At 74.5% G+C, this 24,997-nt stretch carries 29 protein-coding genes and 1 pseudogene; 18 read left to right on the forward strand and 12 right to left on the reverse strand.

Features of this window, described 5'->3' with window-relative positions:
- The first annotated feature begins 108 nt into the window (after positions 1-108).
- Entirely contained in the window at positions 109-1,311 is a 1,203-nt protein-coding gene (locus OG294_RS37415) for a hypothetical protein (protein ID WP_327071028.1), read from the forward strand.
- Here the strand turns inward: OG294_RS37415 and OG294_RS37420 are convergent.
- On the reverse strand, positions 1,274-2,074 hold the full coding sequence (locus OG294_RS37420) for an aminoglycoside 3'-phosphotransferase (protein ID WP_327071029.1): 801 nt from the start codon (positions 2,072-2,074) through the stop codon (positions 1,274-1,276). The two genes, OG294_RS37415 and OG294_RS37420, sit on opposite strands and share 38 nt — an antisense overlap.
- A 123-nt stretch (positions 2,075-2,197) precedes the next feature.
- Complete coding sequence (locus OG294_RS37425; protein ID WP_327071030.1) at positions 2,198-2,371, reverse strand: CsbD family protein; 174 nt, start codon at positions 2,369-2,371, stop codon at positions 2,198-2,200.
- Positions 2,372-2,527: 156 nt separating this feature from the next.
- On the opposite strand from OG294_RS37425, the gene OG294_RS37430 reads away from it, so the two are divergent.
- Positions 2,528-2,818 (forward strand): hypothetical protein, encoded by a 291-nt coding sequence (locus OG294_RS37430; RefSeq protein ID WP_327071031.1) that lies wholly within the window; start codon positions 2,528-2,530, stop codon positions 2,816-2,818.
- Here the strand turns inward: OG294_RS37430 and OG294_RS37435 are convergent.
- Positions 2,801-3,604 (reverse strand): uracil-DNA glycosylase, encoded by an 804-nt coding sequence (locus OG294_RS37435; protein WP_327071032.1) that lies wholly within the window; start codon positions 3,602-3,604, stop codon positions 2,801-2,803. The two genes, OG294_RS37430 and OG294_RS37435, sit on opposite strands and share 18 nt — an antisense overlap.
- Before the next feature lie 103 nt (positions 3,605-3,707).
- Between OG294_RS37435 and OG294_RS37440 the strand changes: the two genes are divergently transcribed.
- Both OG294_RS37440 and OG294_RS37445 read left to right on the forward strand, forming a co-directional pair.
- Entirely contained in the window at positions 3,708-4,070 is a 363-nt protein-coding gene (locus OG294_RS37440; protein WP_327071033.1) for a DUF488 domain-containing protein, read from the forward strand.
- A gap of 173 nt (positions 4,071-4,243) precedes the next feature.
- The gene (locus OG294_RS37445) at positions 4,244-5,512 is read left to right on the forward strand and encodes a geranylgeranyl reductase family protein (protein WP_327071034.1); all 1,269 of its coding nucleotides are present in this window, start codon (positions 4,244-4,246) and stop codon (positions 5,510-5,512) included.
- Between the two features lie 33 nt (positions 5,513-5,545).
- Here the strand turns inward: OG294_RS37445 and OG294_RS37450 are convergent, their stop codons facing one another.
- Positions 5,546-5,878 (reverse strand): hypothetical protein, encoded by a 333-nt coding sequence (locus tag OG294_RS37450; RefSeq protein WP_327071823.1) that lies wholly within the window; start codon positions 5,876-5,878, stop codon positions 5,546-5,548.
- On the opposite strand from OG294_RS37450, the gene OG294_RS37455 reads away from it, so the two are divergent.
- From OG294_RS37455 to OG294_RS37490, 8 genes are all read left to right on the forward strand, one after another.
- Positions 5,833-6,357, forward strand: coding sequence for an ADP-ribosyltransferase domain-containing protein (locus OG294_RS37455; protein WP_327071035.1), 525 nt, complete (start codon positions 5,833-5,835; stop codon positions 6,355-6,357). The two genes, OG294_RS37450 and OG294_RS37455, sit on opposite strands and share 46 nt — an antisense overlap.
- A 288-nt stretch (positions 6,358-6,645) precedes the next feature.
- Complete coding sequence (locus OG294_RS37460) at positions 6,646-7,275, forward strand: fluoride efflux transporter FluC (protein WP_327071036.1); 630 nt, start codon at positions 6,646-6,648, stop codon at positions 7,273-7,275.
- 86 nt (positions 7,276-7,361) lie between these two features.
- Positions 7,362-7,724 carry a DUF190 domain-containing protein gene (locus tag OG294_RS37465; RefSeq protein ID WP_327071802.1) on the forward strand — a complete coding sequence of 121 codons (363 nt, stop codon included), beginning with the start codon at positions 7,362-7,364 and terminating at the stop codon, positions 7,722-7,724.
- Positions 7,724-8,092 carry a fluoride efflux transporter CrcB gene (crcB, locus tag OG294_RS37470; protein ID WP_327071037.1) on the forward strand — a complete coding sequence of 123 codons (369 nt, stop codon included), beginning with the start codon at positions 7,724-7,726 and terminating at the stop codon, positions 8,090-8,092. Before OG294_RS37465 ends, crcB begins: the two co-directional genes overlap by 1 nt.
- A 110-nt stretch (positions 8,093-8,202) precedes the next feature.
- Positions 8,203-8,838: an ECF RNA polymerase sigma factor SigK gene (gene sigK / locus OG294_RS37475; RefSeq protein WP_327071038.1), complete on the forward strand. Its 636-nt coding sequence runs from the start codon at positions 8,203-8,205 to the stop codon at positions 8,836-8,838.
- A 10-nt stretch (positions 8,839-8,848) separates the two neighbouring features.
- A complete protein-coding gene (locus OG294_RS37480; RefSeq protein WP_327071039.1) occupies positions 8,849-9,937 on the forward strand; it encodes a MerR family transcriptional regulator in 1,089 nt (362 codons plus the stop codon).
- A gap of 55 nt (positions 9,938-9,992) precedes the next feature.
- Positions 9,993-10,544: a hemerythrin domain-containing protein gene (locus tag OG294_RS37485; RefSeq protein ID WP_327071040.1), complete on the forward strand. Its 552-nt coding sequence runs from the start codon at positions 9,993-9,995 to the stop codon at positions 10,542-10,544.
- A gap of 97 nt (positions 10,545-10,641) precedes the next feature.
- Complete coding sequence (locus tag OG294_RS37490; RefSeq protein ID WP_327071041.1) at positions 10,642-11,013, forward strand: PRC-barrel domain containing protein; 372 nt, start codon at positions 10,642-10,644, stop codon at positions 11,011-11,013.
- 35 nt (positions 11,014-11,048) lie between these two features.
- Here the strand turns inward: OG294_RS37490 and OG294_RS37495 are convergent, their stop codons facing one another.
- Positions 11,049-11,330 carry a hypothetical protein gene (locus OG294_RS37495; protein WP_327071042.1) on the reverse strand — a complete coding sequence of 94 codons (282 nt, stop codon included), beginning with the start codon at positions 11,328-11,330 and terminating at the stop codon, positions 11,049-11,051.
- Positions 11,331-11,558: 228 nt separating this feature from the next.
- Between OG294_RS37495 and OG294_RS37500 the strand changes: the two genes are divergently transcribed.
- The 3 genes from OG294_RS37500 (at position 11,559) to OG294_RS37510 (ending at position 14,182) form a co-directional block, all read left to right on the forward strand.
- Positions 11,559-12,392, forward strand: a complete 834-nt coding sequence (locus OG294_RS37500) for a PIG-L family deacetylase (RefSeq protein ID WP_327071043.1) — start codon at positions 11,559-11,561, stop codon at positions 12,390-12,392.
- Positions 12,393-12,554: 162 nt separating this feature from the next.
- Complete coding sequence (locus OG294_RS37505; RefSeq protein ID WP_327071044.1) at positions 12,555-13,709, forward strand: inorganic phosphate transporter; 1,155 nt, start codon at positions 12,555-12,557, stop codon at positions 13,707-13,709.
- Between the two features lie 119 nt (positions 13,710-13,828).
- Entirely contained in the window at positions 13,829-14,182 is a 354-nt protein-coding gene (locus OG294_RS37510; RefSeq protein ID WP_327071045.1) for a hypothetical protein, read from the forward strand.
- Positions 14,183-14,198: 16 nt separating this feature from the next.
- Here OG294_RS37510 and OG294_RS37515 read toward each other — a convergent pair whose 3' ends face one another.
- The gene (locus OG294_RS37515) at positions 14,199-15,536 is read right to left on the reverse strand and encodes a chloride channel protein (protein WP_327071046.1); all 1,338 of its coding nucleotides are present in this window, start codon (positions 15,534-15,536) and stop codon (positions 14,199-14,201) included.
- Positions 15,537-15,739: 203 nt separating this feature from the next.
- Here OG294_RS37515 and OG294_RS37520 point away from each other — a divergent pair, with 203 nt between their 5' ends.
- The gene (locus OG294_RS37520) at positions 15,740-16,150 is read left to right on the forward strand and encodes a VOC family protein (RefSeq protein WP_327071047.1); all 411 of its coding nucleotides are present in this window, start codon (positions 15,740-15,742) and stop codon (positions 16,148-16,150) included.
- Between the two features lie 366 nt (positions 16,151-16,516).
- Here OG294_RS37520 and OG294_RS37525 read toward each other — a convergent pair.
- From OG294_RS37525 to OG294_RS37550, 6 genes and pseudogenes are all read right to left on the reverse strand, one after another.
- Positions 16,517-17,809, reverse strand: a pseudogene (locus OG294_RS37525) (glycoside hydrolase family 10 protein); the annotation flags it as partial.
- A 76-nt stretch (positions 17,810-17,885) separates the two neighbouring features.
- Positions 17,886-18,533 carry a response regulator transcription factor gene (locus tag OG294_RS37530; RefSeq protein ID WP_327071049.1) on the reverse strand — a complete coding sequence of 216 codons (648 nt, stop codon included), beginning with the start codon at positions 18,531-18,533 and terminating at the stop codon, positions 17,886-17,888.
- Positions 18,534-18,596: 63 nt separating this feature from the next.
- Positions 18,597-20,675 (reverse strand): SpoIIE family protein phosphatase, encoded by a 2,079-nt coding sequence (locus tag OG294_RS37535; RefSeq protein ID WP_327071050.1) that lies wholly within the window; start codon positions 20,673-20,675, stop codon positions 18,597-18,599.
- Between the two features lie 183 nt (positions 20,676-20,858).
- Entirely contained in the window at positions 20,859-21,287 is a 429-nt protein-coding gene (locus tag OG294_RS37540) for a nuclear transport factor 2 family protein (RefSeq protein ID WP_327071051.1), read from the reverse strand.
- Positions 21,288-21,416: 129 nt separating this feature from the next.
- Entirely contained in the window at positions 21,417-21,908 is a 492-nt protein-coding gene (locus OG294_RS37545) for a universal stress protein (RefSeq protein ID WP_327071052.1), read from the reverse strand.
- A gap of 57 nt (positions 21,909-21,965) precedes the next feature.
- On the reverse strand, positions 21,966-22,532 hold the full coding sequence (locus OG294_RS37550) for a universal stress protein (protein WP_327071053.1): 567 nt from the start codon (positions 22,530-22,532) through the stop codon (positions 21,966-21,968).
- Between the two features lie 250 nt (positions 22,533-22,782).
- On the opposite strand from OG294_RS37550, the gene OG294_RS37555 reads away from it, so the two are divergent.
- Both OG294_RS37555 and OG294_RS37560 read left to right on the forward strand, forming a co-directional pair.
- A complete protein-coding gene (locus OG294_RS37555) occupies positions 22,783-23,382 on the forward strand; it encodes a TetR/AcrR family transcriptional regulator (protein ID WP_327071054.1) in 600 nt (199 codons plus the stop codon).
- Between the two features lie 33 nt (positions 23,383-23,415).
- Entirely contained in the window at positions 23,416-24,927 is a 1,512-nt protein-coding gene (locus tag OG294_RS37560) for an MFS transporter (protein WP_327071055.1), read from the forward strand.
- The last annotated feature ends 70 nt before the right edge of the window (positions 24,928-24,997 follow it).

Raw genomic sequence — 24,997 nt, forward strand, 5'->3', positions numbered from 1 at the left:
GGCCCAGCGGCCCAGCGGCGAACGGCACCGGCCGGGCGGCTGATCATGATCGTTCCCAACCGCGCGTCGGCCATCGCCGACCCGGGATGCCGCCCTAGGTTGGCCGCCATGAACAAGACCCGCCTGACGGAGGAGTTCGCGGTGCGGCCACCCCTGGCGGGCGGCCTCGCCGTGCTCACCGCTTTCCGGCACCCCCGGCGCGGCCCGGTGGTCTGCCCCGCGGCGCCGCTGCTGGCCGCCTGGCTGCGGCGCCGCTCCTCGGGCGTGCGGCTCACCGGGCGCGCCCCGGACCTCGGGAGCACCGGCGCCGCCGGCCAACCGGGCGACTGTGGAAGGGTGTTCACCCTCAGCTACCTCGACGGGAGCGACCACGCCGGGCGGCCCGGGCGGGCTGTGGGCATCGCCGTGCACGCCGCGCCGGGGCTGCTGGAGCTCGGGGCGTCGGCCATGGGCGCCTGGTCCGCGGCGCTGCGCACCCGGCGCCTGTTCGTGCCGGTGTCCGGTGGCGCCTGCACCGGCGGTCCCGGCGCCGAGCGCCCCGGCCCCGGATGGCCCACGCAGTCCACCGCCGCACGCCCGGGCGCCGTTGAACCCGGCCCCGGCTGCGCGCACGCCGCCGCGACCTGGCGGACGGTGCACGGGTTCCTCGCCCGGGGCGACACCGTCCTGCTGCTCGGGGCGGGCGCCGACGGAACGGACAGCGGCCCGCCGCCGCCCCTCGGCGCGGCCGGCCTGCTGCTGGCCGTGCGCACCGCGGCGGCGGCCCACCACGTCACGGTGCCCGACCCGGACCGGCTCTCCTTCGTCCAGTGGCCCTGCTCGGCGACCGAGGAGGTCGCCGCCATCCTGGCCGTCCTGCGGGCCCGGTTCCCGCGGCTGCGCGGCCAGCACCCGGACCAGTGGTGCTACGCCGTCACCGACACCCGCGCCGCGGTGCGCGCGGCCGTGGCCGAGAGCGATCTGACGCTGGTGCTCCCGCCCGGCGCTCCCGGCGGGTCCGACCGGTCCCCAGGGTCCGGCTGGTGCCCGGGCAGCGACTGGTACCCGCCCGGTCGGCGGCTGCACCTGCGCGAACTCGGTGACCTCGCTCCCGAACTCCTGGCCCCGGCCGCGACCCTGACGCTGCTGCCACCCTCGGGGTACCCGGCGAGCTCGCCGGGGCAGGCCGTGGTGATCGAGGCGCTCTCCGGACTGGGCCCGCTCAGCGTGGTGCGGCGCCGGATGGTCAGCGAGACCACCTGCGGCGTCGCGCACACCACACGAGGGCCCGCGCTCAGTCCGACAGGTCCCACAGCAGCCGGTAGTACCTGATCCGCTCGGCGTCCGGCGCGACCCCGTAGGCCTCCAGCAGCGTCTCCTCCCAGCCCGGACCGTAGTTCCACCGCGTGCTCCAGGTGGCGATGGCGAGGTCGGCCCACCGGTCGGCGACGCCGAGGTCGCCGAGGTCGACGTGCCCGGTGCACGTGCCGTCGTCGCCGATCAGGGTGTTGGGGGCGCAGGCGTCACCGTGGCAGACGACGAGCTCGTCGACCGGCGGGATGTCGGCGAGCAGGTCGAGCGCGCGCTCGGCGGTGCCGACGTGCCGCAGGTCCTCATGCCAGTCCGCCGGGTCGATCCGGCCTGCTGCCGCCCGCGCGTGCACCGCCGCCAGCCGCCGTTCGGCCGACCAGTCGAACGGGCAGTCCGGGACGGGCAGCGCGGTGTGCAGGGCACGCAGCCCGGCACCGATCGCGCGCACCGCGGTGCCCGGATCACGCTTCCAGTGGTCGTCGACCGCCATGCGTCCGGGCAGGCCGTCGGTGACGATCCAGGACCCCGCCTCGTCCGCGCCCTCGTCGAGCACCCGGGGCACCACGGTGAACCTCGCCGCCCACCGCAGGCGCAGCACCTCGGCCGAGAGGTCGATTCCGCCGGCGCCGGGCGTCCATTTCACGAACTGCCGTGCTGCCAGGCCGACCTGGAAGGTCAGGCCGCCAACTCCGTTCTGCCACACGGCCCGCACGGGCCGTCCGGCGGCGAACTCGGTGACGATCTGCGGCACCTCGACCGGCCCCTGGGGCGCCATCGCAATCATCGGGCCATTCTGGCCCGGGCGACCGGGGCCGGGCCACCCGTTTGTGGGAAGCCCGGCCCCGCGCGCCCGGCAACATCCGCCGGACAGGCCCTACGCCCGGCCCTGCGGCGCGCGTGCCACCGGTCAGTCCTTGAAGGCGTCCTTGACCTTCTCGCCCGCCTGCTTGACGTCGCCGCTGACCTGGTCGGCCTTCCCCTCCGCGGTCAGGCGCTCGTTGCCGACGGCCTTGCCGGCCGCCTCCTTCGCCTTCCCCTTCGCCTTCTCCGCGATGTTCTTGGCCTTGTCCTCGCCGCTCATGGCGTCCTCCTCGATGCTGCCCAAGGCTGGTCGGTCCAGCGCTGCGTGCCGGGCGCCTGCCCCGATCGGGCGGGTTCATGCGGACAGACCCCGGGCTCCCGGTCCGGCGGCGTGGCCAGAACCGTGGTCCGCCACGGGCCGCGTACAGTGCCGGGTATGTCTGATATGCCGGTGGAGTTGCGGGTCGAGCCGCTGGGTGACCACGAGTACCTCGTCGCGGTCGTCGGCGGCGAACAGAGGGCCGAGTCCCGGTTCCGCGCCACCCCCGACGTGATGGCGGAGCTGGGTGCCGGTGACGAGGCCGAGCAGCGCGTCGTCCGGGAGAGCGCCGCGTTCCTGCTCGACCACCAGCCCCTGGTCGACCTCCCGCCGATGATCGATCTGGCGGACGTCGCCGCGGCCTACGACGGCTACCTCGACGACCTGCGGCTACGGCTGTCCCGCTGAGCCGGGCGGCGGGGGCGCCACCGCGCCGGGTCGGTCCACCGCCAGGCCGGCCGTGTGCGCCGCCGCGGCGAGCACCTCGCGCAGCATCGCCGGGGTGAGCCGGCCGGTGAAGACGTTGCGCTGGCTCACGTGGTAGCAGCCGAACAGCGTCACCGGTGCGCCCGCCCCGTCGTCGGCGGCCACCAGGGTCGTCCGCACCCCGTGGCCGAACCGCGGGCGCGGCCGGGGCACCTGCCAGCCGGCCGACTCCAGGGCCGGCAGCACGGCCTGCCAGCCGAAGGCGCCCAGCACGACGACGCAGCGCACGGTCGGCCGCAGCAGCTCCAGCTCGCGGGCCAGCCACGGGCGGCAGGTGTCCCGCTCGCCCGGCGTGGGACGGTTCTGCGGCGGCGCGCAGCGCACGGGGGCGGTGACCCGGACGCCGGACAGTGCCAGGCCGTCGTCCTGCCGGGTCGCGGTCGGCTGGGAGGCCAGCCCGAGCCCGTGCAGCGTCGCGTACAGCAGGTCACCGGCCCGGTCACCGGTGAACATCCGGCCGGTCCGGTTCGCGCCGTGTGCCGCGGGCGCCAGGCCGATGACCGCCAGGGCGGCGTCCACGGGCCCGAACCCGGGCACCGGGCGCCCCCAGTACTCCCAGTCACGGAATGCGGGACGCTTGATACGGGCGGCCTCCTCCCGCCAGGCCACCAGGCGCGGGCAGGCCCGGCAACGGACCACCTGCCCGTCCAGTTCGACCAGCGTGCGGGCCCGGGCGGCCGAGCGGACGGGAAAGTCGGCCTCGGACATGGTCCACCAGCTCCTCCGGGGTAGCCGCACCGGTGAGGCCGTCGGCCGCGACGCGGCGGACGAACGGCACGATCCGCACCACGATCTGCCACGGAGGGCAGCCATGGCCAGCACCAAGGACATCAGATGTCACCGCGTCTACGAGGAACCCTCGCCCGAGGACGGCACCCGGGTGCTGGTGGACCGGCTCTGGCCGCGCGGGCTGCGCAAGGACGACGCCCACCTCGACGCGTGGCTGCGCGACGTCGCCCCGTCGACCGAGCTGCGGCAGTGGTACGGCCATGACCCGGAGCGTTTCCAGGAGTTCCGCCGGCGCTACCTCGCGGAACTGCGCGACTGCGACCACCGGGAGGCGCTGCACGAACTCGGCGAGCTGGCCCGCCACGGGCGGGTCACCCTGCTCACCGCCACCCGCGACGTCGACCGCAGCCAGGCCGCCGTGCTGGCCGACCGGCTCTCCCGCTGACGGCGTCCATGGACGGTGCCCACGGACGGCGCCCGCTGACGGCGCCGACGGACGGCGCACCGCGGTGTGCGCGCCTCGCCCAGCCGGTGGACAGCCGGTGCCGCGTGCGTCGTCCGCGGCGCGCCGGGGTAGGCGGTAGGGAACATGTCCGGCGAACCCCGGGAGGAGTGGCGATGGCCGACCGACAGGACGCGCAGGTCGTCGTGATCGGAGCCGGCCCCGCGGGCTCCGCCGCGGCGGCCCACCTGGCCCGGGCGGGGGTCGACGTCCTGCTGCTGGAGAAGGACGTCTTCCCCCGGGACAAGGTCTGCGGCGACGGCCTGACCCCGCGCGGTGTGCACCAGTTGCTGCGGCTGGGGATCGATGTCGGCGCCCCGGGCTGGCGGCGCTCGCGCGGCATGCGCCTGCACTGCTCGGGCCGTCGCGTCGACGTCGACTGGCCGGCGCTCGGCGGCTACCCCGACTTCGGGCTCACCCGGACCCGCCACGACTTCGACCACCTGCTCGCCCAGCACGCCCAGGGCGCCGGTGCCCGGCTGCACACCGGGACCAAGGTCACCGCCCCGCTCACCGACGCCGCCGGGCGCCTCACGGGCGTCACCGCCGTGACCCCCGGGGGCGGCACCGCCGAGTTCCGCGCGCCGCTGGTCATCGCCGCCGACGGCGCCTCCGCCCGCACCGCGCTCGCCCTGGGCTGGCAGCGCGACCAGCGCAGCCCGATGGCGACCGCCGTTCGCCGCTACTACCGCAGCCGGGCCCTGGCGGAGGACGAGTATCTGCAGCTCTGGGCCGACGTGCGCTGCGCCGGTAGCGGGCACGACCTGCCCGGCTACGGCTGGGCCTTCCCGCTCGCCGACGGCCGGGTGAACATCGGCCTCGGCGGCCTGCCGCACCGCCGCCACGGCGCCACCGACCTGCGGGCCACCCTGCGCGAGTGGGTCGACCAGCTGCCCGCCCACTGGGAGCTGGACGAGCAGCACGCGGAGGACCCGCCGCGCAGCGCCGCGCTGCCGATGGGCCTCAACCGGCGCCCCCAGTACCGGCGGGGTCTGCTGGTGCTCGGCGACAGCGCGGGCATGATCAGCCCCTGGAGCGGTGAGGGCATCGCCCAGGCCATGGAGGCCGCCGAGGTGGCGGCCGACACGGTCGCCCTCGCCCTGACCCGGCCGCCGGGCCTGCGCCGCGAACAGGCGCTGCAGCACTACCCGGCCGAGGTGGACCACCGCTGGGGCCGCTACTACCGGCTCGGCAACGCCGTCGCCGCCCAGGTCTTCAGCCGGGTCGGCTACCGCCCCCTGCTCAGCCGCCGCATCATGACCAGCCCCACCGCGATCGGCCTGGTCGTCCGCCTGCTCAGCCAGGCCACCACCGCCCCGGCGCAGGACGGCATCGACTCGGTGCTCAACACCGCGCTGCGCCTGGTACCGAAGCTGCGCCGCTAGAGCCTGTCCGGCGAGCCCGTCCCGCGCGACCGGTCAGCGGCGTGCGGTGCGGCCGGTGGGCGGCGTGATGCGGACCCGCTCGGTGGCGGGGGCCCGCTCGATGTCGTCGAGCTGCGCGGTGATCGTGCCGCGCAGCTCGTCGTAGTCCTCGAAGCAGTGGTCGTTGAAGAGCGTGTGGCCCGTCCACATGAGGTTCGCGCACACCCGGGCCGGCACCCCACCCGTCCGGGCGCCCATGCCGACCAGGGCCACCGATCCGATGCTGCCGGGCGCCTTCTGGTTCTGCAGGTGGATCGCCTGGAACGCGGCGGCGCAGGCGAGTGCGACGTTCAGCGTCTCGCTCACGTTCTGCGCGGACTGCGCCATGGTCGGCGCCGAGATCAGGAACCTCGGGTTGCTCGCTCCGGACGTTCTACCGGGAGATCAACGCGATCCTGCGCTCCCCGGACCGCGGCAGGCTCGTGCCGTACCTGCCGTACCTGCGGCTGCTGTTCGCGGCCGTCGCCGAGCTCCCGGCCCGCACCCGGCCGCTGTGGCGCGGGGTGCCGCTGGACCTGCGGGCGCAGTACCCGCTGGGCCGGACGGTGACCTGGTGGGGCGTCTCCTCGTGCACCTCCAAGCCCGCCGTGGCGCGCTCCTTCCTCGGCAGCCGCGGCAAGCGCACGCTCTTCGAGGTGCATCCGCTGCGGGCCGCCGGCATCCAGGACTTCTCCGCGTTCACCGGCGAGGAGGAGTTCATCCTCCTGCCGGGCACGCAGCTGGAGGTGACGGACGTGCGGGCCGAACGCGGCGGGCTGTCCACCGTGACGCTCACCGAACTGCCCGAGCAGACCCTGGTCTCCTGAGGGCCGGCCCCCGGCGGGCAGCGGGTCCGGTGGCGGCGGCCCGCCGGACACGGGATATCCTGGAGCGGAACGACGGCGGAGGGGCTCGCCGCAACCGCGACCGGTACCGGTCGCCAACGGTCCCTACCTGATGTCCGCGAGACCCGCGGGCGCATCCCAGGTAGGAGAGCCATGCCCCGACACACCACCACCCCGCCCGGTGCGCCCGGCCGTCCACCGGCCGGCGGTGCCGCCCGGGTGCGCGCCGGTGCGGGCCGGCACCTTCCCGACACACTCCTAGGAGTTGGCATGCGCGGCGAGCGCCCGCCCAGCACGAGCGGGCCGCGGCCCGCCGAGGACCTGCCCGTCGACCCGGACAGCGCGGCCCCCCTGCCCGCCGGGCCGGAGCGCCCACCGCGCCCCCGCCAGTGGGACGTCCTCGCGGTGATCGCCCTGGGCGGCGGGCTCGGCAGCGTGGCCCGCTACGAACTCGCCCAGGCCTGGCCCACCGCGGCGGGCACCTTCCCCTGGGCCACCTTCACCATCAACGTCACCGGCAGCCTGCTGCTCGGCGTCCTGATGGTCTTCGTCCTGGAGATCTGGCCGCCCAACCGCTTCGCCCGCCCGTTCCTGGGCGTCGGCATCCTCGGCGGCTACACCACCTTCTCGACCTACACCGTCGAGCTGCGCGGCCTGCTCGCCACCGGCCACTTCGCCGTCGCCGACGCCTACGCGCTCACCAGCCTGGTGGCGGGACTGGCCGCGGTGTGGACGGGGATCGCCCTCGCCCGTCGTCTCGGGCGGCTGCCGGTGCGGCGCGGTCCGCGCCGCCGCTCCCAGGCCGGTCACACCGCCACCGCGACCGCCCGCCCCGAGCCGAAGACCGGTCCGGGCGGCGCGGGCGAGATGGCCGCCAGCAGCGAGGGAGGCCCGCGATGAGCCCGTTGATCCACCGCCACCACGCGCAGCCGGAACCCGCTCCGGCCCGCGAGGCACGCCCGCCGCTGAGCGGCCCGGTGCTGCGGATGACCGTCTACCTCGGTGAGAGCGACCAGTACCGGCACCACCCCGTGTACACCGAGATCGTCCACCGGGCCCACCGCGCCGGTCTGGCCGGCGCCAGCGTGTTCCGCGGCATCGAGGGCTTCGGCGGCACCTCGCTGATCCACACCACCCGCCTGCTCGACCTCGCCGAGGACCTCCCCGTCGCCGTCGTGATCATCGACGAGGAACGGCGCATCCGCGCCTTCCTGCCGCAGGCCGAGGAGGTCCTCGCCCAGGGCCTGATCACCCTCGACCCCGTCGAGGTCGTCACCCACCGTGTCGTCACCCACCGGGTCGACGCGGCCGACGGCGTCACCCCGATCGACCAGGAAGGCGAGAACTGATGGCCGTGCTGATGGTGTTCCTCGGCGGCATCCTCGGCGCACCGCTGCGCTACCTCATCGACAGGGCCGTCCAGTCCCGCCACGACAGTGTCTTCCCGTGGGGGACCTTCCTCATCAACGTCTCCGGCGCCTTCGTGCTCGGTGCCGTCACCGGCGCCGGCCACGCCCACGGCCTGCCCGGTGACGCCGTGCTGCTGCTGGGCACCGGCGTCTGCGGGGCGCTCACCACGTTCAGCACCTTCACCTTCGAGACCGTCCGGCTGCTGGAGGAGGGCTCGCTGGCCGAGGCCGGCCTCAACGTCGTGGGCAGCCTGGCCGTCGGCCTGCCCGCCGCGGCGGCCGGCTACGCGCTGCTGACCTGGCTCTGACCGGACCGCTGCGGCGTCGACCGCGGTCGGGCACCGCGCCCGACCGCGGTCAAACGATGCGCGAACGCTGCGACTGGCCGGATGGTGCACGACTCCACAAGGGTCGAGGGGTGCAGAGACCGATCGAGCGGCCGGCGGAGAGCCCGGCCGCGTTACGTGCCCTGGCAGCCCGCGTCGCCGGTGGCGACGAGTGGGCCTTCGAGGAGCTGTACGTCGCCACCGCCGACCGTGTGCACGGCCTGGTGCTGAGCCTGCTGCGCGACCGCCCCCGCGCGGAGGAGGTGACCCAGGAGGTGTTTCTGCAGGTGTGGCGGGAGGCGCCGCGGTACCGGAGCGAGCGCGGCGAGGTGCTGGCATGGATGCTCACCATCGCCCACCGGCGCGCCGTGGACCGGGTCCGCTCCGAACAGGCCGCCACGGACCGCGACCGGGCCGCCGCCCGGCGGGACCGCACCCCGGCCTTCGACGAGGTCGCCGACCAGGTCGAGCGGGAGCTGGAACGCCTGTCGCAGTGCGCCCGGGTGCGCCGCGCGCTCGGCATACTGAGCGAGGTCCAGCGGGAGAGCCTGCTGCTGGTCTACTTCGGCGGCCGTACCCACGCGCAGGCCGCCGCCGCCCTCGGCGTGCCGCTGGGCACCGTCAAGACCCGCGTCCGCAACGCCCTGCAGCGGCTGCGCGACCTGCTCGTCGACTCCTCCGCCACGGGACCGGCCGGGCCGCGGCTCGGGACGGGCCGCACGCCGTAGGCTCACCTCTGTGCCCACACCGCTCACGCCTGTGCAAGCGCCCGCACCCGACCGGCCGGTGTCCGCCCAGGCGGGTCTGACCACCGGTGACCTCGCCCGGGCGCTCGGCGTCTCCCCGGCCACCATCCGGTCGTGGGAACGCCGTTACGGCATCGGCCCGGCCCAGCGGACCCCCGGTCGCCACCGCCGGTGGAGCCCGCGGGACGTCGCGGTGCTGGAGACGATGTGCCGCCTCACCGCCCGGGGCGTCATGCCGGCGGAGGCCGCCCGCCTGGCTGCCGCGGAGCCCCAGCCCGAACGCCTGGCCGGACCCGAACACCTGGCCGGACCCGAACACCTCGGTGCCCCGCATCCTGTCGCCGCCCCCGAGCAGCCCGCCCGCCGGGAACCGTCCGGGCCCGGGGCACCCGCCGCCGTACCGCGACAGGGCGGCGACCGGGCGGTGCCGGCCGCCGCCGCCCGGCGCGAGTGCCGGGGCCTGGCCCGCGCCGCCACCCGGCTCGACGCCTGCGAGGTGGCCCGGATCCTGGACCGCGGGCTCGACCGGCTCGGCCTCGTCGCGGCCTGGACCCAGCTGATGGTGCCCGCGCTGCGCGCGGTCGGCCGCGCGTGGGTCGCCGAGGGCGAACCGTACGTCGAGGTGGAGCACCTGCTCTCCTGGCACATCTCCCGGGCCCTGCACCGCAGCACCGCGCGCTGCGAACCGCTGCCCGGCCCGGCCCTGCTGCTCGCCGGGATGCCCACCGACCTGCACGCGCTGCCGCTGGAGGCGCTGGCGGCGGGGCTGGCCGAACGCGGCCTGCCGTACCGGATGTTCGGCCCCGCGCTGCCGCCCGAGGCCCTGCTGGCGGCGGTGCGCCGCACCGGGCCGCCGGCCGTGCTGCTCTGGTCCCAGCTGGCGCGAACCGCGGACCGCGCCCTGGTGCAGCGCGTCGCCCGGACCAGCTGGGGCCTGCACGGCGCCCGCGGCCGCCCCGTCGTGCTGGTCGCCGGGCCGGGCTGGGGCGGCCCCCGCCGACCCCCGGGCACCCTGCGCCCCCGTGATCTGCCGAGCGCCCTCGACCAGTTGGGCGTGGCATGGAAAGCCCGGGAGCGGTGAGACGAGGTCGGACGACACGACGACCGACCCGGCCGACCGAGGAACAGGAGCCCCCATGGAACACGAGGCCGACGTGGTCGAGGAACTGACGGCCGACCACCTGGCGGCTCGCCAGCTGTTCGAGACGCTCCGGGGCCTGGACCCCGGTGACGGGCGACGGCGCGAGGCGGCGGACGAGTTCACCGTCGAGCTGGTCCGCCACTCGGTGGCCGAGGAGCAGTTCCTCTACCCGGCGCTGCGCGAGCACGTGTCAGGGGGCGACGCGCTGGCGGACCGGGGAGTCGCCGACCATGAGCGGATCGAGCAGCTGCTCAAGGAACTGGAGGAGGCGGACCCGGCCGAGGCCCGGTTCGAGGAGCTGATCGGCGTGCTCGCCGCCGAGCTCACGGCGCACATCGAGGACACCGAGCGGAACCTGCTGCCCGCCCTGGTCGACGCCTGCTCGGCCGAACGGCTCGACGAACTCGGCGACCTGGTCCGCACCGCGAAGGCGCTCGCGCCCACCCGTCCGCATCCCGGTGCCCCCGACTGGAAGCTCCTGGCCGCGGGCACCAGCCTGGTCGACCGCGCGCGGGACTTCCTCGCCGGCCGCGGCCGCCCGTCCTGAGGAACCGGGCATGAACGCCGCGAGCCGGGGCAGCCGAGCCCTTACCACAGGCCGGTCCGCAGGGGCGCGGCCCGACACGGCGGAGAGAGGACACGGCATGACCGGGAACGTCAACATCTGGGAGTTCCGCACCGCCTCCGGCCACAGCGCCGGCACCGACCTCATCGACTTTCACGTCGAGGCCACCGACGGCCCGATCGGCAAGGTGGACAAGCTCTCCGAAGAGGTCGACAGCCAGCACCTGGTGGTGGACACCGGCCCCTGGATCTTCGGCAGGCGGGTGCTGCTGCCCGCCGGTACGGTCTCCCGCATCGAGATCGGGGAGCGCAAGGTGTATGTCGACCGCTCCAGGGACGAGATCAAGAACGGCCCCGGGATCGACGCGGGAGCCACCGAACCGGAGGACGCCGACTTCCGCGATCCCTACCTGCTCTACTACGGGCCCTTCTACGGCGGCTTCGGCATCTGACCGCCCTCGGATCCGCGGCCGGGGCACCGCCGTTGTCACTCCTCGGGCCGCGGCTCGGCTCCGGCGGTCCGGCGCTGCAGGTCCGCGTGCCAGCGGGCCGCGTTGCTGCCGTCCAGCTGCCCGGCGAAGGCGCGGTAGGCCGCCGCCGCCAGGCCCTCGCGGTCGGCCGGTTCGGCGGCGGCGATCTCCCACAGCGCCTGCTCGGTGTCGTCGTCGAGCCCGGTGCAGGACCGCAGTCCTGCACCGGCCAGCGCGTTCTCCACCTCCTGGTGGAAGTTCGTCCGCAACTGCTGCCGACTCGGCCGACCCGCGCGCATCCCGCCCCCTGCTCGTACCTTCGTACCCCGAACCGGTCCTGACGGTTCGTAGGATCCCGACCCGCATGGTACGTGAGCCGCTTCCCGCAGAGCCCGGACGGGAGGGGCGCTTCATCAGTGCTCGGCCCGCTCGCCGCAAAACCCGTCCTCCGGGTATATGCGGGCGGGCACCGTCGGCGGTGCCGCAGACTGGGGCCCGGTAACCCGACCTACTGGAGGATGGTTCTCATGGCCGACCGGCCCTTGACGCTGATGGCAGTGCACGCCCACCCCGACGACGAGGCCACCGGAACGGGGGGAGTTCTCGCGCGCTATGCGGCCGAGGGCTTTCGCACGGTCCTGGTCACCTGTACCGACGGCGGCTGCGGTGACGGCCCGGGGGGAGCCAAGCCGGGCGACCCCGGGCACGACCCGGCGGCCGTCGCCGCGATGCGTCGCACCGAACTCGAAGCGAGCTGCGACGTCCTGAAGGTCACCCACCTGGAGCTGCTCGGGTACGCCGACTCGGGCATGATGGGCTGGCCGGCCAATGACGCGCCCGGATCGTTCTGGAGCACGCCGGTGGAGGAGGCCGCCGCCCGCCTGGGCGAGTTGATGCTGCGCCACCAGCCCGATGTGGTGGTGACCTACGACGAGAACGGGTTCTACGGCCACCCCGATCACATCCAGGCGAACCGGGTCACGATGGCCGCGCTGGAGCGCACCGGCCTCGCGTCGAAGGTGTACTGGACGACGGCCCCGCGCTCGATGATGGCGCGCTTCGGGGAGGTCATGCGCGAGTTCGGTGCCGACTGGGAGGAGCCGGACCCGGCGGAGGCCGCCGCGATGCCCGAGATCGGGCTGCCCGACGAGGAGATCACCACCTGGGTGGACACCACCGCGTTCGGCGGCCAGAAGTTCGACGCGCTGCTCGCCCACGCCAGCCAGAGCGAGAACATCTTCTTCCTGCGGATGGGCAAGGAGAGGTTCACCGAGCTGATGGGGGTGGAGACCTTCGTACGGGTCCAGGACACCACCGGCGCGGCGCTGCCCGAGAACGACCTCTTCGCCGGCCTGCGCTGAGCCCGCGGCAGGCCCCGTTCCGCTCGGTGCCCGGCCCCGCAGTCGTGCCACCGCACGGCTGCGGGGCCGGGGAGCGAGTGCGGCCGGGGCCCGGGCAGGGCGCCCCCGAAGAGCGGGTGTCGCGGACCCGGGCGGCCCGGGCGACAGGTTAGGTTCGTCTGCGTGACCGGCAACGACGCGGTCCTGGCGCTGGTGGTCGTCACCGCGCTGGGCTTCGACTTCACCAACGGATTCCACGACACCGGCAACGCCATGGCGACCTCCATCGTCACCGGAGCCCTCCCCCCGCGCATCGCCGTCGCCATCTCGGCCGTGCTCAACCTGGTCGGCGCGTTCCTGTCGACGGCCGTGGCGGCGACCATCGCCAACGGCCTGGTCGACACGCACGACGTGACACTGACCGTGGTCTTCGCCGGTCTGACCGGCAGCATCCTGTGGAACCTGGCCACCTGGTTCCTCGGGATCCCCTCCAGTTCCTCGCACGCGCTGATCGGCGGCGTCATCGGGGCCACGATGGCGGCGGCGGGCGGCTCGGCCGTCAAGTGGCAGGGCCTGGTCTCCAAGGTGATCGTGCCCGCCGCGCTGTCGCCCTTCATCGCGGGCGCGATCGCCGCCCTCGGCACCTGGCTGGTCTACCGCCTGACCCGGCAGGTCGCCGAGCGTCCGCGCGCGCACGGCTTCCGGATCGGCCAGGTCGGCTCGGCCTCGATGGTCTCGCTCGCCCACGGCACCAACGACGCGCAGAAGACGATGGGCGTCATCACCCTGGCACTGATCGCCAACGGAACCCTGGGCAGCGGGGCCAAGGCCCCGGACTGGGTGATCGCCTCCTGCGCGGCGGCGATCGCGCTGGGCACCTACATCGGCGGCTGGCGGGTCATCCGGACCTTGGGCAAGGGGCTGGTGGAGATCGAGCCCCAGCAGGGGCTGGCCAGTGAGTCGGCCTCCGCCGCGGTGATCCTCTCCTCCACCGACTTCGGCTACTCGCTCTCCACCACCCACGTGGCGACCGGCTCGATCCTGGGCGCCGGGGTCGCCAGGAAGGACGCGGTGGTGCGCTGGCACGTCGCCCGCCGGATGGCGGTCGCCTGGCTGTTCACCCTGCCGGCGGCGGCGCTGGTCGGCGCGGTGGCCTACTGGGCCGCGCACGGGATCGGCGGCACCGCGGGTGTCGTGGTGATCTTCGTGGTGCTGCTCCTCGCCGCGACCGCCTTCTACGCCACCTCCCGCCGCGCCGCCGTGACGGCGAAGAACGTCAACGCGACCTGGACCGGCACGGTCGTCCCGGCAGCCGCCACGGACGAGGTGGCCCCGTGAACCCCTGGATCGACACTCCTGGATCGATCGGACGACGAATCCGCCGGCGCTCGCGTTCCCTCGCTGCCACGGGGTAGGGGACCGGTGACGACCACCCCGCACCGAGAACGAAGGACCAGGTGTCCCAGCCGCACCGCGAACACAAGCACGTCGGCGAGTACTGGCGGGCCGTGGCGGCCGACCGCCGCGCCCGCGCCGCTGCCCGGCGGTGGCGGCGTACCGGCGAGGAGCCGCGCTCGGCGAGCAGCGACCTGGCGGCCCGGCGGGTGCTGAACCGGATCTTCGCGCCGCTCTTCCTGCTCGGTACCGTCGTCTTCGCGCTGCTCGCGGCGAATGCGCTGCCCGCGCCCAGCGCGGATCGCGCGTTCTACACCGGGCTGGCCGTGCTGTGCGCGGTGTTCACCGTCATCGCGGTGATCGACCTGTTCGTCATCCGGCGCCGCATCGCGGAGCAGCGGCGCTGGCGGCGCTGAGCCGCTGGGGGAGGCCCTACCGGTGCGAGGAGCGCCGGGCCAGCAGCGCACGCGCCGAGGGCGCCGCGCGCAGCAGCTCGCCGGTGACGAAGGAGACCACGGCAGAGACGATCACCAGCGGCAACTCGTCCGGGGCGTCCTTGCCGAGCAGCAGGGTGGCCAGCACGACGGCGGTGAGCGGCAGCCGCAGCACGGCCGCGCTCCCGGCCGCCAGGCCCACCGCCAGCGCCGGGGCGGGCCCGAAGCCCGGTACCCCCACCAGGAGGGTGGCCAGGGCCGAGCCGAGGAAGAGCGAGGGGAAGATCGGGCCGCCCCGCAGGCTGCCCATGGAGAGGATCCACCCCACTCCCTTGAGCACCACCAGCGCCAGCAGTGCGGCGACCGACCACGCGTGCGGCGTCGCGGCCAGCTGGGCGAGCGTGGCCTGGCCGGACAGCACGGCCTCCTGCGACGACCGGCCGGTGGCCAGTGCGTACACCGCGGCGCAGCCGCCGACCGCCGTCGCGCAGGCGACGGTCAGCAGGACGGTCCGCCGCTCCACCAGCCCGGCCAGGCGCCCGCTCAGTCGCACGGACGGCACCATGCAGCACGCGATCAGGACGGCGAGCGGCACGCCCCACAGGAAGTCGCCCGCGCTGGGCGTGTGATCCGGCGGCACGGTCGGCAGGTTCAGCGCCCCGATCCCGAAGCCGGACCAGTGGTCGAAGCCGGTGAAGACCAGTGCGCCGACGCCGCTGGCCAGCAGGCAGGGCAGCAGGAGCAGGGACAGCTGCGGGCCGCCGACGCCCGCGGCCTCGATCAGCAGCACCCCCGCGACCAGCGGATTGCCGAAGATGACGGAGATCGCCGCCGCGGCACCGGAGGCCCCGAGCACGTTCCGTGCCTGCGGGGGCAGGTCCGGGCGCACCCGCTCGACACCCAGCAGGGCCAGCCCGCTGCCGAGTGCCATCAGCGGCGCCTCCGGACCGAGGACCGCGCCCAGCGGCAGGCCCGCGATCGCGGCCAGGAAGATCCCGGGCAGCGCCGCGGGGGTGGTCGCCGTCATGCCCAGGCCGTGGGCCGGGACGTGCCCGCCGTTCCCGGGCAGGAAGGTGACCACGAGCGCCACCAGGATCCCGGCCAGCAGCAGCGCGGGCAGCGGCCACCACCACGGCGGACCGGACCAGCCCAGCTGCTGCGGGAGCCACTGCCACACCCCGTGCTGCAGCCAGTGCTCAAGGCTGACGAACCCGAAGGCGACCAGCGACACGGGCACGCCGACCAGCGCGGAGACGAGCAGCAGCCTGCGGAAGTCCCGCCCGCGCAGCAGCGCCTGCAGCTGCTCAGTCTCGGCGCTGGGCCGGGCCTGCGCCATCGTGGACCCTCCTTGGCAGCCGCCTGTGCCTGCCAGTCTGACCGCCGCCCGGCCGGGTGGCCGCCGCCGACCGCCGGACGGGTGAGCGCCGGGCCGCCGGCCGGTCACGTTCGCGGGCCGGGCCACGTCGCGCCCGCGGTCGCCGGGTCACGCTCAGTAGTATGGCCGGGTGCGGCGGCCGGGCGAGTGAAGGAGCACGTGGCATGGCGATCGTGACGCCACAGAAGATCACCACGTTCCTGATGTTCGAGGGCTGTGCCGAGGAGGCGATGACCCTCTACACCTCGCTCTTCGACGACGCCGAGATCATCAGCCTCACCCGCTACGGCGCCGACGGGCCCGGCCCGGCGGGCAAGGTGTACCAGGCGGCGTTCTCGCTCGCCGGGCAGCGGTTCATCTGCATCGACAGCCCGGTGCGCCACGACTTCGGCTTCACCCCCGCGGTCTCGCTCTACGTGCAGTGCGAGGACGAGGCCGAGATCGACCGGCTGCACGCGGCGCTCGCCGAGCGGGGTACGGAGCTGATGCCGCTGGGGTCCTACGGCTTCAGCGCCAGGTTCGGCTGGGTCAACGACCGCTTCGGGGTCTCCTGGCAGCTGAACCTGCCCGGGTGAGGGCCGCGCGACGGCCCGGGGCGGTCCGGGGGCGGTCCGCTCTCAGGAGGACGGCAGCCACACGGGAGCGCCGGGCGGGCCCTCGCGGCCGGCGCGGTCGACGGCGGTGGCCGCGTACCAGGCGCTCGGCGTGCCGGGTGATGGCCGGTGGTGGTCGGTGCCGAGGGCGGGCAGCAGGGCGGTCAGGCGGGCCGGGTCGGCGGGCGGGGCGGCCCCGGGGTGGCGGTCGTAGCGGTACAGCGCGTACTGGAACGGCGGGGAGCCTCGCCCGGTGGCCGGGCACGGGGAGATCCGCAGCGCGGGCGGGCCGGCCGCGGGCCACAGCAGCGGCGGCCCGGGCGGGGCGGCGTGCGCGAGGCGGGGGAGCAGCGGGCTCAGGGCCGGGCGCTGCCAGTGGTCGGCGGCCAGCCTGCGGATGGCGCCGATGCGGTCGAGCTGGACGCTGCGGGCGCTGAAGAAGATGTCGCCGCCGATGGCGGGCAGGGTGGCGTTGAGGGCGAGGTGGCGGGAGAGTTCGGCGGGATCCTGCCAGGGGGCGGGGCGCTCGGGTGCGCCGGGGCGGGAGGCGGACTGGCCGATCCACAGCTGGATGTCGGTGCCTGCGGTCTGCTCGGCCCACCAGGGGGCGAGCACCGCGTAGTCGGCGGGGGTGAAGCCGAGGTACCAGTAGAGCTGGGGCGCGATGTAGTCGACCCAGCCCTTGCGCACCCAGCCGCGGGTGTCGCAGTACTGCTGGTCGTAGCTCTGCAGGGCGTCGGTGGCGGAGCCGGCCGGGTCGGACGTCCTGTTGCGCCAGACGCCGAAGGGGCTGACGCCGTAGACCGCCTCGGGGCGGGCGGCCCGCACCAGGTCGCGGGTCTGCCGCACCATCAGGTCGATGTTGTTGCGGCGCCAGGCGGCCCGCTTGGCGAAGCCCTTCCCGTGGGCGGCGAAGGCGGCGGCGTCGGGGAAGTCGTGCCGGCCGGGGTACGGGTAGAAGTAGTCGTCGAAGTGGACGCCGTCGATGTCGTAGCGGACCACGGCGTCCATGATCGCCCGCTGGACGAACTCCCGGACGGCGGGGATGCCGGGGTTGTAGTAGATCTCGCCGTTGTAGACGACCGCCCAGTCGGGGTTGCGGCGGGCGGGGTGGTCGGGGACCAGCTTGGCCGCATCCGGTTGGATCGCCACCCGGAACGGGTTGAACCACGCGTGGAACAGCAGCCCGCGCTCGTGGGTGGCCCGGACCATGAAAGCCAGCGGGTCCCAGCCCGGGTCCTGGCCCTGGGTGCCCGTCAGCCACTGCGACCACGGCTCGAACGGTGACGGCCACAGCGCGTCCGCGGTCGGCCGGACCTGCACGAACACCGTGTTGAACCCGATCGCGCGCGCCTCGTCGAGCAGGGCGACGAAGTCGGCCCGCAACTGCTCCGCGCCCAGCCCGCGGTGCCGCGGCCAGTCGATGTTGTCCAGGGACGAGATCCACAGCCCGCGCAGCTGACGCTTCGCGGCACCGGCGGTGGCGGGCGGCTGCCCGAGGCCTCCTGCAGGACGGCTCGCAGCGGCTGCGCAGGTGGTGCCGGTGGCGGTGCCGGGCGTGAGGAGCGCCGCTCCCAGCCCGGCCACCCCGGCCAGCACCGCCCGGCGGCCGGGGTGGGCGGACCGGGAGAGCCTGTTCATGGGTGTCCTTGCCGGCGGTGGGAGGTGGGGACGCGCGCGGCCGGGCCGGTCGATCCGGTGACCGACCGGCCCCGGATCACTCCAGCAGGCCGCGCCGCATCGCCTCCGCCACCGCGGCGGCCCGGTCGCTGACGCCGAGCTTCTCGTAGAGCCGCTGGGTGTGTGTCTTGACCGTGCTCGCGCCCAGGTACAGCTCGGCGGCGAGCTGCGGGATGCTCTGTCCCTGGGCGAAGCCGCGCAGCACCTGGCGTTCGCGTTCGGTGAGCACCACGGTCTCGCGGTCGGCGCGGATGCGGATCTCGTCGACCAGGCCGCCGGTCAGCTCCTCGGCCACCACCTGCTTGCCGCGGGCCACCTTGAGCACGGCCTCGACGATCTCGGAGCGCTTGGCGTCCTTGGCCAGGTAGCCGCTGGCACCCTCCTCCAGCGCCCGGAACACCACGGCGCTGTCGGTGGTGGCCGACAACAGCAGGGTGCGGGTGGGGAGTTTGTCGCGGACCACCGCGTGGATGACGGCGATGCCGTCGAGTTCGGGGATCCGGTAGTCGATCAGGGCCACGTCCGGGCCGAGTTCACGGATCGCCTCCAGCGCGGCCCGCCCGTCGCCGACCTCGGCCAGGACGCTGATCCGGCCGCTCAGTTGCAGGCCGCGGGCAATGCCCTCGCGGTACACCGGGTGGTCGTCGGCCACCACCACCGTCACCTGCGCAGGGGGAGTGGACACCCTCACACCGCCTTCCACCTCGTGCCGGACCGGCCCCGTCCCTCACGATAGGCAGGTTCACGGTCACCCCGCTTGCCGGTCGCGGGCGCCCGGTGCGTCCCAGCGGGCGGCCAGCAGGCTGGCGTCGTCGAGGTGCCCGGTCAGCCGCGAGGCGCGCAGCAGCGCCGCCGCCAGCACCTCGGGATCGCTGTGCCGGTGCGCGCCGACCGCCTCGCAGGCCAGCGCCAGGCCCGCGTCCAGGTCGATCTGCGGTCCTTCGACCAGCCCGTCGGTGAGCAGCACCAGGCAGCACACCGGGGCGAGCGAGTGCCGCACGGTGGGGTAGTCGGCCTTCGGCAGGACGCCCAGCGGCGGCCCCGGCGGTGGGGCGAGCAGGCGGGTGGCGCCGTCCTTGAGACCGAGGATGCCCGGCACGTGGCCCGCGGTGGCCGCGCTGAGCGCGTTGCTGGCGGGGTCGATCACCAGGTAGGTGCAGGTGGCGAAGTAGCTGCCGCCCAGGGCGCAGAGCAGCTCGTTGGTGGCCGCGAGGACCCGCCCCGGGCTCGTCTCGGTCTGGGCGTAGGCGCGCAGTGCGGTGCGGACCGGGCCCATGGTCGCCGCCGCCTGCACGTCGTGGCCCTCGACGTCGCCGATGCTCAGGCCGTAGCGGCCGTCGGGCAGCAGGAAGGCGTCGTACCAGTCGCCGCCGACCGCGATGCCGTCGCTGGCGGGCGTGTAGCGCGCGGCCAGCCGCAGCCCGGGCAGGCGCGGCAGCGCCTCGGGCATCAGCACGTGCTGCACGGCCTGGGCGAGGTCGATCCGCTGCTGCACCAGGGCCGAGCGCTCCAGCGCCTGGCCGGTCAGTCCGGCCAGCGCGAGCAGCAGGGTGCGCTCCTCGGGCGGGAAGCTGCGCTGTTCGGCGTAGCCCAGGACCAGCGCGCCGGGCAGCCGCTCGCCGCGGCGCAGCGGCAGCATCGCCCAGGACCGGGCGGCGGTGACGGCCAGCAGGTCGTACGGGTCGCCCTCGCTCAGCGCCCGGAACTCCTCGTGCGAGCGGACGAAGTACGGCACGCCCTCCCGGATCACCCGGGAGGCCGGCACAGCGGCTGCCACCGGGAGCCCGTCCATCGCCTCGCCCGCGCGGGCGCCGGCGCCGGAGGTGGCCAGGGGCCGCAGCAGCCCGTTCTCCGGGACCAGCACCAGGGCGCCGATCGCGCCGAGCCCCTGGTGGAAGCGGTCGGTGACGGCCGAGGCGACGTCGCCCGCGGTGGAGGCCGACAACAGCGCGGTGGCCACCTCCTCGATCTGCGCCGAGCGCTCCGCCTCGGCCTCCACCCGCTCCTCCAGGGCACCGCGGCGGGTCATCTCCTCGGTGATGTCCCGGGTGACGCCGACCAGCCAGCGGTGCGGCGGCCGGCCCAGCTGGTGGACCCGGGCGTCGACCCGCATCCAGCGCCGGCGCCCGGCGTCGTCCGTCATCGCGAACCTGGTCCCGAAGACGCCGTCCCCGTCCAGCGCCGCCCGGGCGAAGGTGGGGGCGATGGTGTTCTGCCGCTCGGGCGCGAAGGCCGCCAGCAGCTGGTCGCGGATGAGGGAGCGCTGCTCCTGCAGGCCGAAGAGCTCGTCGGAGCCGGCGAACCAGCGGTCCTCACCGGTGGCCAGGTCGACGCTCCAGGCGGCCATCGAGGCGATGTCCAGCGCCAGGCGCAGCTGCACCCGCCGCTCGGCGACCTCCTCGGTCGCCTCGCCCACCTCGGCCACGCAGAGCCCGGGTACGGCGGTGGCGCGGACGTTGAGCAGCAGCGTCCGTTCGGCGGCGGTCCCGGTCGGCACGGCCAGCAGTCGCCCGGCCACGGCGCCCGGGCCTCGGGACCGGGCGCGCTCCAAGATCTCCTGCGCCGCCTCCCGCACGGCGGCGGGCAGGCGCTCGGTCCACGCGAAACCGCTCGGGGTGTCGGGGCCCGGCCCGAGCAGCGCGGCCCACCGGTGGTTCGCGGCGAGCTCGTGTCCGGCCGCGTCGAGCACCGCGAGGCCGGTCGGGGCGGACTCGAAGGCCAGCCCTGCCAGCGCCGCCGGTACCGCCCGTACCCGGCCGGGCGGCTCCTCGCCCGGCTGCGCGGCGGTGCCGTGGGCGGGGGCTGGCTCTTCCGGCGTCCGGCTCATGGCTGCCTCTCGAGGCGGGAGTCGGGGTGGGCGCTCTCGGTTCTCCGCCGGCGGTCGGCGGTTCGGCGGTCTCCTGTCGCCAGGCTGGCACAGGGTCGCGCCGCGGCTCGGGCCGAAGGAGGGACGGTACCGCCATCCGGGGGACGTCCGAGGTCCTGGCCAGCACCGCGGGGGGAGAGTCCGTCAGGCCAGCCGGTCCGGAAGCGGGGCGAGGGTGAAGTTGTCCCAGATGAAAGCGTCCATCTGGTGCTGATCGCCGCTCAGGTTGACGACGCGGTCGACCTTGCCGTCGGCACGGAAGTGCCAGACCAGGGCCCACGTGGTGTCCACCTTGCCAACACCCTCGGTCGTCCAACCACGGTGAATGTCGACCACGTATTCGTCATTCGTGCCGAAGAAGATCGGCTCGGCCTTGAAGCCCGCCTTGCCGAGCTGGTCGAAGAAGCTGCGCACCTCTGCGATTCCTCGCTTCGTGCCCGAGAGCGGATGGCGGCCCGGGATCGTCCACTCGATGTCCTCGGCCAGCACGGCGCTCATGCTCTCGGCGTCACCGGCAGCGTAGGCGGTGAAGAACCGCTCAATCGCGTCGACCTTCGGATCCTTCGCACTCATGGAGTCCACCCCGCAAGATAGTTGATCACGTCGTATCGAGGCAGGATGCCACGCTTCAGCGGGCGGGACCATCGGGTTTCCGGATCATGACTTCCCGGTCGGAGCACGGGCCAGGTCCGCCGGTGGGCCTCAGGCCGGTGCGTGCTGCTCCGGCGGCCGTTCCCTCGGCGGGTCCTCGGGCGGGACGAGCAGGACCGGGCCGGTGCAGTGCCGCACGCAGTAGCCGCTCACCGAGCCCTTCAGCAGCCGGTGCACCGGTCCGTGCGGGCAACTGCCCAGCACCAGCAGCACGTCCTCGCCGCGGGCCGCGCTGACCAGCAGCGGTCCGGGCGGTCCGAGCGCGGCGGTGGGTGTGCAGTACACGTCCTCCGGCAGGCCGCCGAGCGCGCGCTCGCAGGAGGCCATCAGCTTCCCGTAGGCCTTGTCGTGCAGTTGCCTGGCCATCGGGCCCTCCGGCGGCCAGCGCAGGTCGATGTAGTCGCCCTGGGCGGAGGAGTAGAGGATGACCGGCTGCAGCTCGGCCCGGTGGCGACGGGCCTCCTCGGCGGCCTGCCGCAGCGCGGGCAGGCAGCTCTCCGATCCGTCGACTCCCACGACGACGCGGGTGATGGTGCTGCTCATGGCTCTCCTGCCTTCCGTTCGGTCGGACGTCTTCGCGCGCCGGGTCCGGGCCCGGACCTACCGCAGCTTCATCGGCACCGGCAGCTCGCGGACGGAGGTACGTGTCGCGATCCGGCCGGCGCGCGGCTCCGAGGTGGCCGGCCCGGCGGCCGGCTCGGGGTGCTGCCCGGGGGAGACCACCAGCACCGGGCAGCCGGCGTGCTTGAGGCAGTGCCGGCGCACCGAGCGGTGGCGCAGGTGGTAGCCGCGGCCGTGTCCGCCGACGCCCACCACGAGCATGTCGGTGCGCTTGCGCGAGCAGGCGACCAGGGCCGGCCCGGGCTGGGCCCGCAGCACCCGGGGGCAGAGCTCCAGGCTCTCCGGGATCTGGGCCAGGACGCTGTCGCAGGCCTCGGCCAGACGCTCTTCGGCCTGCCGCTCCGAGCGCCGGCACACATCCTGGAAGGCCGGGAAGGGGGTCGGCTGCGAGGAGGGGAGCACCTCGCCGCCCGGCACCTCCCAGGCGAGGACGGGGCAGAGCACGGCACGGTGGCGGATCGCCTCGTAGGCGGCCTGCTTCAGTGCGGCCAGGCTGCCCTCGGAGCCGTCCACCCCGACCACCACGCGCTTGACCAGTACCGACATCGTGCTCTCCCAACCTTGAGGTCTGTCATCGACGGTCTGACATCGACGGTCTGACATCGACGGGCCCCGGGACTTCTCGTCGTCCGCAGGGTCACTCACCACCGTAGGAGCCGCGCCGGTCGGGGTCTGTCCGTCGATCGGCCGATCCACCAGGGGAGTCGTGGCCGCCCGCGTTATAGAACGGTTGCGTTTTTTATGTCGGAGGGCCTAGTTTAAGTACGGAACGGTTCTGTTCTATTTGGAGGCAGGCATGCAGGACGAGGACGTCAAGCCGCCGGTACGCCGTGCGCGGGTCACGCCCGCGCGGGAGGCGGACCTGCTGTCCGCCGCCCTGGAGGTGCTGCGCGAGGTCGGCTACGAGGCGATGACCATGGATGCCGTCGCCCTGCGCGGACGGTGCAGCAAGGCCACGCTCTACAAGGTCTGGCAGGGAAAGCCGCAGCTGGTCGCCGCGGCCCTGCAGGAGACCCGGCCGGTCGACCTGGAGATCATCGACACCGGCACGCTCAAGGGCGACCTGCTGGCGCTCGTGCGGCAGCTGGCCGACAGTGCGCAGGAGAACACCGCGTTGATGACCGCGCTGTCACACGCCGCGCTGGCCGATCGCGGCCTGGCCGAGGCCCTGCGCGAGCGGCTGGTCGGGCCGGAGATCGGACGGCTGCACGCGCTCGTCGAGCGGGCCGTGCACCGGGGCGAACTGCCTGCGCTGCCGGGGGCGTTGGCCTTCCTGCCGCAGATGCTCTTCGCCGTGCTGCTGTCCCGTCCGCTGTTCGAGGACGCCTTCGCCGACGCCGACTACCTGACCAGCTATGTGGAGACCGCGCTGCTGCCCGCGCTCCTGCACTCCTGACACGACGTTTCACCCACCCTGGAGCTTTCGACCGTGACCCGCACAACCGCACCCGCCCCCGCCGAGACCGCCGGCCCGCCCGGGCCGGCGCCCAGCAGTGGCGGGGCGCGGCGCCGCTGGTGGACGCTGGCCGTGATCAGCACCGCCCAGCTGATGGTGATCCTGGACGCCACCATCGTGAACATAGCCCTGCCCGCCGCCCAGCGTGACCTGGGTTTCTCCGACGGCAACCGGCAGTGGGTGGTCACCGGCTACGCACTGGCCTTCGGCAGCCTGCTGCTGCTCGGCGGGCGGATCGCCGACCTGTTCGGCCGCCGGGCCACCTTCCTGGTCGGCCTGCTCGGATTCGCCGGGGCCTCCGCGCTCGGCGGCGCGGCCGGCAGTTTCGAACTCCTGGTCGGCGCACGCGCGTTGCAGGGCCTCTTCGGCGCCCTGCTGGCCCCGGCGGCCCTCTCGCTGCTGACCGTGACCTTCACCGACGGCAAGGAACGCGCCAAGGCCTTCGGCGTGTTCGGCGCCATCGCCGGCGCGGGCGGGGCGATCGGCCTGCTGCTCGGCGGCGTCCTCACCGAGCACCTGAGCTGGCGCTGGACCCTGTACGTGAACCTGGGCTTCGCCGCCGTCGCCTTCGTCGGGGGTCTGCTCCTGCTGCAGCGCACACCGCGCGACCGCAGCGCCAGGCTCGACGTCCCCGGCATGGTCCTGGTCTCGGTCGGACTCTTCGACCTGGTCTACGGCTTCTCCAACGCCGAGTCGCACAGCTGGAATTCGCCCTCGACCTGGGGCTTCCTGGTGGGCGGAGCGCTGCTGCTGGCCGCGTTCGCCTGGTGGCAGACCAGGGCTGCCCACCCGCTGCTGCCGCTGCGCGTCCTGCTGGACCGCACGCGCGGCGCCTCGTTCCTCGCCGTGCTCATCGTCGGCGCCGGGATGTTCGGGGTCTTCCTCTTCCTGACCTACTACCTGCAACTCACCCTGGGCTACTCGCCGATCCGCACCGGGCTGGCCTTCCTGCCCATGGTCGGCGCCCTGATGGTCACCGCGACCCTGTCCACCGGCGTGCTCGTCCCGCGGTTCGGGCCCAAGCCCGTGGTCCCGCTGGGCATGGGCATCACCGCGGCAGGTCTGGTGTGGCTGACCGGCCTGGGCCTGCACAGCGACTATCCGGCCCACCTGCTGCCGCCGCTGATCGCGGTGGGCCTCGGGATCGGCCTGATGATCGCGCCCGCCATGAACCTGGCCGTCTCCGGGGTGGCCGCCGCCGACGCCGGGGTGGCCTCGGCCACCGTCAACACCATGCAGCAGATCGGCGGTTCGATCGGCACCGCGCTGCTCAACACACTGGCCGCCAGCGCCGCCCACCACTACCTGGCCGGCCGGGACCCGCGGGACCCGGCCGTGCTGGCCCGGGCCGGCCTGGAGAGCTACGCCACCGCGTACTGGTGGTCGGCGGGGTTCTTCGCGGTCGGCCTGGTGGCGAGCGCGCTGCTGTACCGCCGCGGGCGGGTGGTGGAGGACGCGAACGCGGCTCCGGTGGTGCACTTCTGACCGGCCCGGCAGTCCTCCACCGCCTGGTCCACCGGTCGGCGGACCAGGCGCAGGACGCGGCCCTCCTAGT

Origin of the sequence: Kitasatospora sp. NBC_01302, from assembly GCF_035976515.1 — a bacterium.
Classification (GTDB): Bacteria; Actinomycetota; Actinomycetes; order Streptomycetales; family Streptomycetaceae; genus Kitasatospora.

Bases quoted from the DNA above. Each gene is read 5' to 3' on its own strand.
- OG294_RS37415 (WP_327071028.1), top strand. From the start codon at position 109: ATGAACAAGACCCGCCTGACGGAGGAGTTCGCGGTGCGGCCACCCCTG.
- OG294_RS37420 (WP_327071029.1), bottom strand. From the start codon at position 2,074: ATGATTGCGATGGCGCCCCAGGGGCCGGTCGAGGTGCCGCAGATCGTC.
- OG294_RS37425 (WP_327071030.1), bottom strand. From the start codon at position 2,371: ATGAGCGGCGAGGACAAGGCCAAGAACATCGCGGAGAAGGCGAAGGGG.
- OG294_RS37430 (WP_327071031.1), top strand. From the start codon at position 2,528: ATGTCTGATATGCCGGTGGAGTTGCGGGTCGAGCCGCTGGGTGACCAC.
- OG294_RS37435 (WP_327071032.1), bottom strand. From the start codon at position 3,604: ATGTCCGAGGCCGACTTTCCCGTCCGCTCGGCCGCCCGGGCCCGCACG.
- OG294_RS37440 (WP_327071033.1), top strand. From the start codon at position 3,708: ATGGCCAGCACCAAGGACATCAGATGTCACCGCGTCTACGAGGAACCC.
- OG294_RS37445 (WP_327071034.1), top strand. From the start codon at position 4,244: ATGGCCGACCGACAGGACGCGCAGGTCGTCGTGATCGGAGCCGGCCCC.
- OG294_RS37450 (WP_327071823.1), bottom strand. From the start codon at position 5,878: ATGGCGCAGTCCGCGCAGAACGTGAGCGAGACGCTGAACGTCGCACTC.
- OG294_RS37460 (WP_327071036.1), top strand. From the start codon at position 6,646: ATGCGCGGCGAGCGCCCGCCCAGCACGAGCGGGCCGCGGCCCGCCGAG.
- OG294_RS37465 (WP_327071802.1), top strand. From the start codon at position 7,362: ATGACCGTCTACCTCGGTGAGAGCGACCAGTACCGGCACCACCCCGTG.
- crcB (WP_327071037.1), top strand. From the start codon at position 7,724: ATGGCCGTGCTGATGGTGTTCCTCGGCGGCATCCTCGGCGCACCGCTG.
- OG294_RS37485 (WP_327071040.1), top strand. From the start codon at position 9,993: ATGGAACACGAGGCCGACGTGGTCGAGGAACTGACGGCCGACCACCTG.
- OG294_RS37490 (WP_327071041.1), top strand. From the start codon at position 10,642: ATGACCGGGAACGTCAACATCTGGGAGTTCCGCACCGCCTCCGGCCAC.
- OG294_RS37495 (WP_327071042.1), bottom strand. From the start codon at position 11,330: ATGCGCGCGGGTCGGCCGAGTCGGCAGCAGTTGCGGACGAACTTCCAC.
- OG294_RS37500 (WP_327071043.1), top strand. From the start codon at position 11,559: ATGGCCGACCGGCCCTTGACGCTGATGGCAGTGCACGCCCACCCCGAC.
- OG294_RS37515 (WP_327071046.1), bottom strand. From the start codon at position 15,536: ATGGCGCAGGCCCGGCCCAGCGCCGAGACTGAGCAGCTGCAGGCGCTG.
- OG294_RS37520 (WP_327071047.1), top strand. From the start codon at position 15,740: ATGGCGATCGTGACGCCACAGAAGATCACCACGTTCCTGATGTTCGAG.
- OG294_RS37535 (WP_327071050.1), bottom strand. From the start codon at position 20,675: ATGAGCCGGACGCCGGAAGAGCCAGCCCCCGCCCACGGCACCGCCGCG.
- OG294_RS37540 (WP_327071051.1), bottom strand. From the start codon at position 21,287: ATGAGTGCGAAGGATCCGAAGGTCGACGCGATTGAGCGGTTCTTCACC.
- OG294_RS37545 (WP_327071052.1), bottom strand. From the start codon at position 21,908: ATGAGCAGCACCATCACCCGCGTCGTCGTGGGAGTCGACGGATCGGAG.
- OG294_RS37550 (WP_327071053.1), bottom strand. From the start codon at position 22,532: ATGTCGGTACTGGTCAAGCGCGTGGTGGTCGGGGTGGACGGCTCCGAG.
- OG294_RS37555 (WP_327071054.1), top strand. From the start codon at position 22,783: ATGCAGGACGAGGACGTCAAGCCGCCGGTACGCCGTGCGCGGGTCACG.